Source organism: Ignavibacteria bacterium (assembly GCA_017303675.1).
GTDB lineage: Bacteria > Bacteroidota > Ignavibacteria > Tepidaquicellales > OLB5 > OLB5.
Map to the genome: position 1 here is coordinate 86,277 of JAFLBX010000002.1, position 12,734 is coordinate 99,010.

General features: G+C 40.0%; 8 protein-coding genes. All 8 read left to right on the plus strand.

The annotated features are described in order from the left end of the window. Positions 1 to 110: 110 nt before the first annotated feature. The 8 genes from J0M37_09585 to J0M37_09620 all read left to right on the plus strand — a co-directional run bounded on the left by J0M37_09585 (position 111) and on the right by J0M37_09620 (position 12,695). Positions 111 to 1,748, plus strand: coding sequence for a T9SS type A sorting domain-containing protein (locus J0M37_09585; GenBank protein ID MBN8585336.1), 1,638 nt, complete (start codon positions 111 to 113; stop codon positions 1,746 to 1,748). A 1,128-nt stretch (positions 1,749 to 2,876) separates the two neighbouring features. Further along, complete coding sequence (locus J0M37_09590; protein ID MBN8585337.1) at positions 2,877 to 3,674, plus strand: T9SS type A sorting domain-containing protein; 798 nt, start codon at positions 2,877 to 2,879, stop codon at positions 3,672 to 3,674. A gap of 144 nt (positions 3,675 to 3,818) precedes the next feature. Then, positions 3,819 to 4,319, plus strand: coding sequence for a methylated-DNA--[protein]-cysteine S-methyltransferase (locus J0M37_09595; protein ID MBN8585338.1), 501 nt, complete (start codon positions 3,819 to 3,821; stop codon positions 4,317 to 4,319). A gap of 26 nt (positions 4,320 to 4,345) precedes the next feature. Continuing rightward, positions 4,346 to 4,954: an HAD family phosphatase gene (locus tag J0M37_09600; protein MBN8585339.1), complete on the plus strand. Its 609-nt coding sequence runs from the start codon at positions 4,346 to 4,348 to the stop codon at positions 4,952 to 4,954. A 54-nt stretch (positions 4,955 to 5,008) separates the two neighbouring features. Continuing rightward, positions 5,009 to 5,560: a thioredoxin family protein gene (locus J0M37_09605; GenBank protein MBN8585340.1), complete on the plus strand. Its 552-nt coding sequence runs from the start codon at positions 5,009 to 5,011 to the stop codon at positions 5,558 to 5,560. Positions 5,561 to 5,718: 158 nt separating this feature from the next. Then, positions 5,719 to 8,796 carry a preprotein translocase subunit SecA gene (secA, locus tag J0M37_09610; protein ID MBN8585341.1) on the plus strand — a complete coding sequence of 1,026 codons (3,078 nt, stop codon included), beginning with the start codon at positions 5,719 to 5,721 and terminating at the stop codon, positions 8,794 to 8,796. Between the two features lie 290 nt (positions 8,797 to 9,086). Beyond that, entirely contained in the window at positions 9,087 to 10,601 is a 1,515-nt protein-coding gene (locus J0M37_09615; protein MBN8585342.1) for a potassium/proton antiporter, read from the plus strand. 351 nt (positions 10,602 to 10,952) lie between these two features. Beyond that, the gene (locus J0M37_09620) at positions 10,953 to 12,695 is read left to right on the plus strand and encodes a multicopper oxidase domain-containing protein (protein MBN8585343.1); all 1,743 of its coding nucleotides are present in this window, start codon (positions 10,953 to 10,955) and stop codon (positions 12,693 to 12,695) included. Positions 12,696 to 12,734: the final 39 nt, after the last annotated feature.

The following is a 12,734-nucleotide window of genomic DNA, read 5'->3' on the forward strand; positions in this document are numbered from 1 at the left end:
ATTAGGTAACTGAAATATCTATTGACATAGCTAAATGAGTTAACTATTTTAAGGGTAATCAATTCTTTAATTTCATCAATTAAATTCCGTAATCACGGATAGGGGGAAAGATGAATAAACTTACACTCACAATTGTAACTATCCTGGTATATGTTACACAGATCTCTGCAATTGGGCAGGAATGGGCTGCGCGCTATAATGGCGGCGGTAATTCATTGGACTGGTCTTACGCAATTGCATATGATCAGGCAGGTTTTATTATTGTAACCGGTTACAGTACCGGAGCCGGGACAGGCAAGGATTATAAAACAATAAAATATAATTCTTCCGGTACGGTTTTATGGGAAGCTTCATATAACGGACCCATAAATGGCGGTGATTATTCAAATGCATTAACTATAGATGTTTCCGGAAATGTTTTTGTAACAGGCAGAGTTGACTACGGCACAACCGGATCTGATATTGTAACTATAAAATACAATTCAGCCGGCGTTCAGCAATGGACTGCAAGGTTCAACGGCGCAGGCAACAGCCTCGATGAAGGTAAAAGTATTCACCTTGGTGATGACGGCAGTATTTATGTCAGCGGTAAAACCACCGGGCTTACAAGCGGTTTGGATATTGTGACACTTAAATATAATCCGGACGGCACACAAGCCTGGGCAATGGTTTATAACGGTCCCGGAAACAATGAAGATTATGCAGCATCTCTAGATATAGATGCTTCAGGGAATGTATATACAGGAGGCTGCAGTATAGGTTCAGGTACAGGCCAGGATATAGTGCTGATCAAGTATAACAGCAGCGGTGCAGAACAGTGGATTAAAAGATATAATGGTGCAGGTAACGGCGGTGATGCTGTTGTTGGAGTTATTGTTGACGGTGCCGGTGATATTCTTGCAGGCGGATATACAGATATGGGTTCGGGTCAAAGACAGAACTTCCTTACATTGAAATATAATTCAGCAGGCACACTGGTATGGGAAAAACAGTATAACGGAACTTCAAATTCTACCGATCTTGCAACTGCAATTACTGTTGATGGTTCAAACAATATTTATCTGACCGGTTTAACAACACAGCTTTTCGGAACTAGGCTTGATTCAAACTACGGAACAATAAAATATGATGCTTCAGGAAATCTGCAGTGGGTGGCATTTTATGACGGCCCGAATAATTCAGTTGACGTATCTCGTTCTATATTTGTTGATAATGCTATGAACGTTTATATCAGCGGAAGCAGCAAAGGCACAGGCTCGGATGATTACGCAACAATTAAATATTCACCTGCAGGTGCGCAGCAGTGGGTAATGTCATATAACGGAACCGGGAACAGCAATGATTACAGCTCTTCAGTTGTAGCTGATAATTCAGGCAATGCTTATGTTACTGGAAGAAGCTTCGGTGCAGGTACTGATTACGATTACGCAACACTGAAATACGGTGATCTTGTCGGCATTCAGACTGTGAACACTGAAATTCCTGATATGTTTTCACTATCGCAAAATTATCCAAACCCGTTCAATCCGGAAACAAATATAAAATTTTCAATTCCTGAACAGCAAAATGTTACATTAAAGGTCTTTGATGCTATCGGCAGGGAAGTAAGCAATGATTTCCTTGGTACTCTTTCACCGGCTGTTTATGAATACAGATTTAATTCAGCAGGCCTCACAAGCGGTATATATTTCTACAGGCTTGTAACAGATAAATTTACGGATACTAAAAAAATGATCCTGGTAAAATAGGATCAAATTAAAAAATAAACAAAAACTTAATCGCCGGGTAATTATTTGCCCGGCTTTTTTGTTAGTATATTTGTATAACTAATTATTGTAAATTCAAAGTTATATTGTTATTCAGCATTTTATTTTATATATTAAAAATATATTTACAGAATATGTTCATTTTTTTACAATGATTAATTTATTTGCTCACTGCATTACGGTATTGTAAGGATACCGTATAACAAGTAATTTGCATTAATTAAATTTGTAATTAATAAATACGTAACAATTATGAAGAAGACTTATCTATTCTTATTATTTACTGCAATATCCTGTATAACCTTTTATTCCCATGATTTATTTTCTCAACCAAATACAATATGGGCAAAAGTTTATAACGGACCTTCTAACTTGCAGGATTCAGCGGTAGGAGTATGTATAAACCAGGCAGGTAATGTTTTTATTACCGGCTGGGGACTTGGTACAGGCACCGGCGCAGATATAGTTACAATAAGGTATAACCCAGAAACAGGAGATACTCTTTGGGTAAACAGATATAATGGCGCTTCTAACCTTGAAGAAAAAGTAAGTGCTATGACCTGTGATAATAATGCGGTTTACGTAACCGGATGGTCAATTGATCCGAACAGGGATATTTTAACTATCAAATACGATGCAGCAACCGGCAACAGGCTTTGGGTAAGAAAATATAACGGAGCAGGTAACGGCGGAGATTATGGTTTTGCAATTGCAGTCAACGCTGCCGGTGAAGTATATGTAACAGGCAGAAGTGATGTAGGAAGCGGTAACGGTCAAAAATATACAACAATAAAATATGATGCAGCAGGCAACATAGTATCAGGCTGGCCGAGTATCTATACCGGTCCGCTTTCAACTACGTTTGACCAGGCTCAGGCAATCAAGCTTGATGCTTCTGGAAATGCGTATGTCACCGGTAAATCAGGCTCAGCTGGAACTGAAAATTTTCTGACAATGAAAATAAATTCAAACGGAACTGTTGCATGGGCTAAAAGATATAACGGAACACAAAATTCAGAAGATAATGCTTTGGCGCTGGTAATTGAAAATTCCGGCGCAAATATTTATGTTGGCGGTTACAGCTTCCGTACAGGCGCTGTGCAGGATTACATGACAATTAAATACAATGCATCAACTGGCGATAGCCTTGCAGCCGCTTCTTATAACGGACCGCTTGGAAGCACAGACCAGCTTACTGCAATGGCAATTGATAACAGCAATAACGTTTACGTTACAGGCTACAGCGCTGCTGTTTCAACAGGGTATGACTACGCTACTATAAAATATAATTCGAATTTAAGCCAGCAGTGGCTGCAAAGAACCTCGAATTCAGGCAGTGATTTCCCGTTTTTCATTACTGTTGATAATATATCAGGCTTTGTATATGTAACAGGCTCAAGCTTTGCTGCAGGTACAGGATATGATTATTTAACTATATCTTACAACAGCGGCGGCTCGATGAACTGGGAAAAAAGAGAGAACAGCTCATCCAGCGGTAATGATTATGCCTCTGGTATAGCGGTCCAGGATAGTGACAGAATTTATATAACAGGCTCTGCAAACTTTTCAGGTACCGGAATTGCATATTATACATTAAGATATTCCAAGATAATGGCAATTGACCCGATATCAACCAACATACCTTCAAAGTTCGGGCTTATGCAGAACTACCCGAACCCGTTCAACCCGGTAACATCTATAAGATTTGATATTCCCAAATCATCATTTGTGAACATCAAAGTATTTGATGTAATGGGAAGAGAAGTTGCTAACTTAGTAAATGAACAGCTTAAAGCGGGTGAGTATATGGTTAAATGGGATGCTGTAAGATTTTCAAGCGGAATTTATTTCTACAGCATTGCTGCAGAGGGTTACCAGGTCACCAAGAAAATGATACTGACAAAATAGTATAATAGAAAAAGTTTTATTAAGCCGCCTCTGTTATACAGGGGCGGCTTTTTTTATTCTATAATGCTTAATATTTGGGAGCTAATTTGTATCTAATACTTATCTTATTTTTTTTGTAAATTTGTAAGTTTTATCACCAAAAAAATGATATTTTATTCAAAATTTTACGTTTCTCAGCTAAAACGCTCCTTTTTTATTGCAAAAAATGAAAACGGAGTATGTTATATTGATCTCAATGACAATGAAAAGCAGTTTATCAAAAAGATAATTGCTTATTTGGGTGAGAAGCCTGTAAAAAAGCCCGCTGAGCTGGGATATGAAACAGCGCAGATAAAAGATTACTTTGCCGGCAAACGTAAAAATTTTGATATGAAAATTTATCTCAAAGGTTCTTCATACCGTCTTGCGGTTTGGCAGGCACTTGCAGGAACAAATTATGGTGAAACTGTTTCTTATTCTGAGCTGGCAAAGCTTGCCGGAAACAAAAAAGCTATCAGGGCTGCAGCAACAGGATGTGCTGTGAATCCTGTACCTATAATAATTCCATGTCACAGGGTAATTTCTAAAAATGGTTCAATAGGCGGTTTTGGCGGCGGAATTGAGATGAAAAGAAAAATGCTTGAGATAGAAAAAGAAAATGCCTGAAATAGAAAGAGACATCGCTTAACGTTTTGATACGCAATATTATTTTTGATCTGGGAAATGTGCTGGTTAATGTTGAGTATGAACGGTTTATAAATAAGCTGAAAAGTCACGGTGTTTCAGATGAAGTGTATATGGATTTTTTCAAAGGCGGCAACTACCGCCTTCTTGGGTATGAATCAGGCGATATTTCAACAGATGAATTCATTACAAAATGTCTTAACGGACTGAAACTGAAAATGGAACGTAATGAATATGCCGATGCGTTTAATGATATGTTCAGCGAAATAAAGCCAATGAGCTCCCTCGTAAAAAGGCTGAAAGATGAAGGCAATTACAGGCTCTACCTGCTTTCTAATACCAGCCCGCTTCATTTTGAGTTCATTAAAAAGCAGTATGACTATGTTAACCTGCTTGAAAAGTTTGCGCTAAGTTACGAGCTTAATTCACTTAAGCCGGATGATATAATTTATACTAAAACCTTAGATCATTTAGGCATAGCGGCCGGGGAATCACTGTTTATCGATGACCTGCCTGAGAATTGCGAAGCTGCCCAAAGACACGGGATCAAAACCATTTGTTATGATAAAAATGATCACGCTAAGTTTGAAAAAGATTTCGAAAAAAGTTTAATATAACATTAGAATCATACATTATATTTTGTTCATTACTAATAGCTAATTTAAAACAAGATGCCAGTTTCACCAAATGAATTACATATCGGCTCAAAAGCGCATGCTTTTTCACTTCCCGCAACTGACGGGAAAGTTTATTCTTTAAATGATTTTGATGATAAAGATGTGCTTTGTATTATTTTCAGCTGCAATCACTGCCCGTATGTTAAAGCTGTTGAAGGCAGGATAAATAGTATTGCAAAAAAATATTCCGGCAGATCATTCGTCTTATTATGTATTAATTCCAATGATGCTTCGGTTTATCCTGAAGATTCATTTGAAGAAATGAAAAAAAGGGCTGCTGAGCAGGGATTTGTATTCCCGTATCTCCATGATGAATCTCAAACAACTGCGCTGGCATATGATGCTGTATGCACGCCGGATATTTACCTGTATGATAAAGCAAGGGTGTTAAGGTACAGGGGCAGGATTGATGATAACTGGAAGGATGAATCTGCTGTTAAGAACAAAGATCTTGAACGCGCTGTTGAGCTCCTCCTGGCAGGCAAAGAAATAGATTTTGAGATGGTGCCCTCAATGGGCTGCAGTATTAAGTGGCGTAAATCCTGAGCGAAGTGAAGGGTATCAAAAAAATTTTATAAAACATTCCCAAACTGGAGTTTGGGAATGAGATTGCAAGTAAGTATATGTGTGTAATATAAAAGAGTATAATATATAACACCTGCTTCCCAAACTCCAGTTTGGGAAGCAATGAAGGATAATAAAATATGTTCAACTTCTTAAAGAAAATATTCCCGTCTAAACATGAAAAGGACGTAAAAGAACTTCTTCCCATTGTTGATGAGATCAACGAGCATTATAAAGAGCTGACTTCATTGACAGATGATGAGCTTCGGGCTAAAACTGCGGAATTCAAAGAGCTTATCCGCAAAAACACACAGGAGCACGAAGATAAAATCGTTGAGCTTCGCTCAAAGCTCACAAATGATATATCTCATGATGAGCGCAAGGAAATTTATGACGAGCTCGAAAAAACCGAAAATGAACGGGATGATATAATTGAAGATACCCTAAATGAAATATTGCCTCAGGCATTCGCAGTTGTTAAAGATACATGCCGCAGGCTTAGCGGTAAGGAGTGGACTGCTGCAGGCCAAAGAGTGCAGTGGGATATGATTCCCTTCGACGTACAGCTTATCGGCGGTATGGTTCTGCACCAGGGTAAAATAGCTGAGATGGCTACGGGCGAAGGTAAAACCCTCGTAGGTACATTGCCCCAATTCCTTAACGCCCTGCCGGGCAAGGGAGTTCACATCATTACCGTTAACGATTACCTCGCAAAACGTGATAGTGAATGGATGGGTGAAATATTCAAGTTCCACGGCTTAACTGTTGGCGTTATACTCAACGATATGGATAACGATAAACGCCGCGAAGCATATGCATGTGATATTGTTTACGGTACCAATAATGAGTTCGGGTTTGACTACCTGCGTGATAATATGGTGGTAGATAAAAAGTTCATGGTGCAGCGCGGCCATAACTTCGCTATTGTGGATGAAGTTGACTCCGTTTTGATTGATGAAGCAAGAACACCGCTTATCATTTCAGGCGCTGTGGAAATGAGCGAGCATAAGTTCGATGAAATGAACCCGAGGGTTAAACGCCTTGTTGACGCACAGAAGAGCTTAATTGCAAAATTTGTGGGTGAAGCTGAAACTATCATTAATAAAGGCGATGCCGCATCAAAAGATGAAGTACATGCTGCAGGTGTTGCTTTATTAAGAGCACACCGCGGTTTCCCTAAAAATAAAAAGCTGCTTAAGCTGTTTTCAGAGCCATCAAACAAGACCCTGATGCAGCAAACTGAAATAGAATTCCTGCGTGATAACGCAAAGCGTATGCCGGAAATTGATGACGTGATGTACTTTGCAATTGATGAAAAAGCGCATTCAATTGATCTCACCGAAAAAGGACGTGAATTTTTAACTTCAGGTAATGAAGATAAGGATTTCTTTGTGCTGCCTGATATGGGAACAGAAATAGCGCAGATAGAAAATGACGATACTTTAAGTGAAACCGATAAGATAGCTAAAAAGGATGCATTAGGCGAATTGTATTCGCTCCGCAGCGACAGGATCCACACAGTTCAGCAGCTACTTAGAGCATATTCACTCTACGAAAATGATGTTGAGTATGTTATCCAGGATAACAAGATCATGATCGTTGATGAATTTACAGGACGTGTACTGCCGGGCAGAAGATATTCCGAGGGTCTGCACCAGGCAATTGAAGCCAAGGAAGGTGTACACGTAGAAAAAGATACGCAAACCCTGGCTACTATCACTTTGCAGAATTACTTCAGGCTATACAAAAAGCTTGCAGGTATGACAGGTACTGCTGAAACTGAAGCTGGTGAGTTTTTGGATATCTACAAGCTTGATGTTGTTGTAATACCCACAAACCGCGACTGCATACGCGACGATATGAACGATGTTGTGTATAAAACCAAGCGTGAAAAGTATAATGCGGTCATAGCTGAAATTGAAGAGATGAAAAAGATCGGCAGACCCGTTCTCGTAGGTACAACATCAGTTGAAGTATCAGAAACACTTTCCAGAATGCTGAAACGCAAACAGGTTGCGCATGAAGTATTAAATGCAAAACAGCACCAGCGCGAAGCGCAGATTGTGCAGAATGCAGGCTTAAAAAGTGCAGTAACAATTGCAACAAATATGGCAGGCCGCGGAACAGATATTAAGCTTGGTCCCGGTGTTGCCGATCTTGGCGGATTGCACATAATTGGTACAGAACGCCATGAAGCAAGGCGTATTGATAGACAGCTTCGCGGACGAGCAGGAAGACAGGGTGACCCCGGTTCATCCAAATTTTTCCTTTCACTCGAAGATGACCTGATGAGGCTCTTTGGCAGTGAAAGAATTTCAAGGGTTATGGAAAAGCTTGGTATTGAAGAAGGCGAAGCTATTGAGCACTCAATGATAACAAGCTCTGTTGAGCGCGCGCAGAAAAAAGTTGAAGAAAATAATTTCGGTATCCGTAAAAGACTGCTTGAGTATGATAACGTTATGAACCAGCAGCGCGAAGTTATTTATGACAGGCGCCGCCAGGCGCTGATGGGTGAGCGTATCAAAGATGAGATCTTTGATATGGCGGGCTCATACGTTGAAAAAACCGTACAGAAATATTATCCTGAAGGCGATTACAACGGGCTGAGAGATGAGGTGCAAAGGACATTCACAGTACTTATGGATATTACGCCTGATGAATTCCAGAGGCTTGGCGAAAAAGGGCTTGAAGACTATATCATGAAGCTTGTGCATGAGAACTATTCACGCAAAGAAGAAAAATACGGCGTTGACTTGATTGCGCAGATTGAACGTTTTGCGATGCTTACAGTAATTGATGATAAATGGAAAGAGCACCTGCGTGAAATGGATGACCTCAAGGAAGGTATCAATTTCCGCGCATACGGCCAGAAGGATCCGCTGATTGAATACAAAAAAGACGGCTTCGGACTTTTTGTTCAGATGCTCGAAGATATCAGCAAGGATGTGATCAACTTTGTGTTCAAGTTCACTACACAGGAACAGAAAGTTGAAGCCCCGGTACAAAAGCAGCGTATGCCGCAAAGAATGACAACCATTAAACAGAGTGCAGATGGTGTAGGGTTGAAAATGACACCCGAGCAGTCAGATAATATGCAGGGGCAGCCTAATGATACTAAAAAGATCCCTATTAAAGTCGGACCCAAAACCGGCAGAAACGATCCTTGTCCTTGCGGCAGCGGCAAAAAATACAAAAATTGCCACGGCAAAGAAGCATAGTTTAGTTTGGAATAATTTTGACATCTTAAAGGCGTTCATTTTGAACGTCTTTTTGATTACTCATTAATCCTGTCACCCTGAACTTGTTTCAGGGTCTACTCACATACTCATATGTATATCGTTATAACCCATTCATGTGTATGTGAACAGATGCTGAACCAAGTTCAGCATGACAAGATATGAGCTGTAAAACATTTCTCATTACTATTCACACAAAATTGAGTTGAGATAAAAGATAAACACATTTGATTTACATTTAATCTTTCCATACTTACAGTTAAATTCTCTTTATGCTGCCATTTGAATACATATTACTGGTTCTTTCAGTGCTTATACTGATAAGCATTACTTTAACCAAAATATCTGAAAACCTCGGTCTTCCGGCGCTTATTTTATTTTTGGTTGTGGGAATGCTTGCAGGCTCTGACGGGCCGGGGAAGATACATTTTGATAATGTATACATTGCGCAGTATGTTGGCATAGTAGCCCTGATATTTATATTATTTTCAGGCGGACTTGAAACCAAATGGCGGGAAGTTAAACCTGTCATGTGGACTGCTTTTACGCTTTCCACCTTAGGTGTTGTGTTAACTACGGGAGCATTGGGATTATTTGTTCATTATTTTTTTGAGCTTCCGCTTGCAGAAAGCTTTTTAATAGGAGCAATTATCTCTTCAACTGATGCTGCCGCTGTATTTTCAGTTTTGCGCGCAAAAGGTACCAGGCTGAAGGGCAGGATCAAGCCGCTGCTTGAGCTTGAGTCAGGCAGCAATGACCCGGCTGCAATAATGCTGACAATTATACTGATACAGTATATCCAGACAGATGATGTATCAGGATTTAAGATTGTACTTTTCCTTTTCCAGCAGCTTATTCTTGGCGCTGCAATGGGTTTCGGGGCCGGAAAGCTTCTTTCAGTTTCTTTCAACAAATTTAAATTCTCTTATCCAAGCCTGTACCCTGTCTTTGCCATAGCATCGGCTATATTTGTTTATGCAGCAGCAGCTTCTGTTGGCGCAAGCGGAATACTTGCTGTATATATAGCGGCTGTAATTTTAGGCAACAGCGAGTTCATTCAGAAAAGATCACTTATCAGGTTTTTTGACGGCCTTGCTCTGCTTGGGCAGATTGTAATGTTCTTAACCCTGGGACTGCTTGTTTATCCATCGCAGTTATATGCAGTTATCGGACCCGGCCTGATACTTTCTGCAGTGCTGATATTTTTTGCCCGTCCGGTCGGAGTTTTTATTTCAATGATGTTCTCCAAATTCAGGCTAAACGAAAAGTTTTTTATTAGCTGGGTTGGATTAAGAGGTGCAGTACCGGTCATTCTTGCTACTTTTCCGCTTACTGCCGGACTGGAAATTGGACCGTATATTTTTAACCTGATATTCTTTATTACAATTACCTCAGCGCTTGTTCAGGGATGGTCAATACCGCTGACTGCTAAGTTATTTGGCGTAAAAGGTGAAAATGAACGTGCGGCACACATTCCCATAGAAATGACAGATTCTGAGAAAACAAATAATGATCTGCTGGACCTTATTATCCCGCAGAACTCCGCAGTTGCTGGCAGATCACTTGCAGAGCTAAGGCTTCCTCCTGAGAGTCTCATAACAGTAATTTACCGCGATAATGACTACGTCGTGCCAAGCGGCGGCTCTATACTGGAAGAAGGAGATACGATCCTGGTATTGGTTAATAAAGGAAATATTGAAGCTGTAAAAAATATCTTTACAAAGCTAAAAAGTACCGATAAGGTTACCGATCCCGCTAAAAGAACTCTTAATATAAAGAAGATATAATAATTGATTTTTGTCATCCTGAGCGCAGCGAAGGATCCAGGGGAGGTTAGCAATAATTTTCATATGAGATAAATCTTTGATGTTATTTAATGATAAAGAATAACTTAAGTTGATTTTCTATATGGAGAAAAGCAATTCGTGACTTCGTCGCTTCGCTCCTCTGAATCACAAAAAAAAATAAGCCATGTCATCCTGAGCGCAGCGAAGGATCCAGGGGAGGTTAGCTAAAATTTTCATTTGCGGTATATATAAGTGGTTATATAATGATAAAGTGCAAAATATTTCTAACCATTTTAACTATCAACAAAAATCCCTAACTTTGCATAATAATAAAATTTTTACGGGATATATATGAAAAGAAGAGACATGATCTTAAAAACGCTTGCAGCCGGAGCGCTTTTAACGGTACCAAAACCTTTGCAAATGTTTGCAAATGAAAAGAAAAATGCTGTTTTAACAGAAATATCAGGCACGGGGAATCCGCTAAGGTTTCCGCCTGTATTTACCAACGGCGGCAATATGGTTCTGGCTGAAACGACCGAACAGGTATGGCCGGGACAGGATACACAGATCATAACAATTAACAGCTCATATCCCGGTCCAAGCGTTGTAATTGATAAAGGACAGACCTTTACAGCCAACGTTATAAATAATCTGAATGAAGTAATTACCACCCATTGGCATGGCGTCAGCACTCCTGCTAATATGGATGGTCATCCAAGAAACCCCATAAACCCGGGCTCATCATTTACATATACTTTTCCTGTAACTAACAGGGGTGGTACGTATTTTTATCATGCTCACGCCGATATGTTAACTGCAAAGCAGGTTTACAGGGGCTTCGCCGGATTTTTTATAGTGCGTGACCCGGCTGAAAATTTTAATCTTCCTTCCGGTATTTATGATGTTCCGCTTTGCATCCAGGATAGAAGAACAGCCGATATACCAAATTTTACATACAATCCCGGCTCACCTGAACAAACATGGGGAATGCTTGGAAATACTGTATTAGTAAACGGAACACCGGACGCTTACTTCGAGGTCAGCAGAACGTTATACAGGTTCAGGCTGCTCAACGGTTCAAACGCCCGTGTTTATAAAATTGCATTTTCCGATAGCAGGTCTTTCCATATTATAGCTACCGATGGCGGACTTAAGGATGCTCCTGTTCAGGCAACTGAGTTCAATCTTGCGCCCGGTGAACGTGTTGAGATCCTGGTTGATTTTTCAGGTAATACAATTGGCTCAAATGTAACTTTAAGGTCGCTGGCTTATTCATTTGGCGGCACATTACCGTACAAACAGGGCATAGCCCTGGATATTATCAGGTTTGATGTAGTGAATAATAATACTTCCGGCGGAGTAATACCCGGCGCTTTTAATCCTATTACATACTACAATCCAGCAGATGTGGCTCAGACAAGAACTTTTACTTTAACTATGAGCGGTTCGCACCCTATGCATAAGATAAACGGGCTGACATTTGATATCAACCGCATTGACTGGCAGACAAGGCTCAACTCTCTTGAAAAATGGAGGATTATAAATCAAACTGCAGATTATCATCCGATGCATACACATGAAGCACAATGGCAGGTGCTTTCAAGAAATAACAACACAAATCTGCCGCCATCGGATAAAGGATGGAAGGATACTGTTAACCTGAGTCCGGGTGAAACTGTTGAAGTATTGGTTAAATTCACTGACTATAAAGGGCTTTATCTTTTCCACTGCCATAACCTAGAGCATGAAGATGACGGAATGATGCTGAACTTTGAAATTATCGATCCTATCGGAATTCAGCAGATCGGCACTGAAGTGCCTAAAAGCTTTGAGCTTCATCAGAACTATCCGAACCCGTTCAATCCGGCAACTAAGATCAAATTCGATGTAGCAGAAAGAGTATCTGAAGATGCTTCGCTGAAAATCTTCGATATTCGCGGCAGGCAGGTAGCGGAATTATTTAAAGGCAGAATATCACCGGGAAAATATGAAGCAGAGTGGAAACCAGGTTTTATGCCAAGCGGTACTTACTTTGCAAGATTTACTGCAGGCAGCTTTACCAAAACTATAAAGCTTATACTTGCTAAATAAAACTGAAGTAATTTTTAATTACAAAAAAGACGTCTGTTG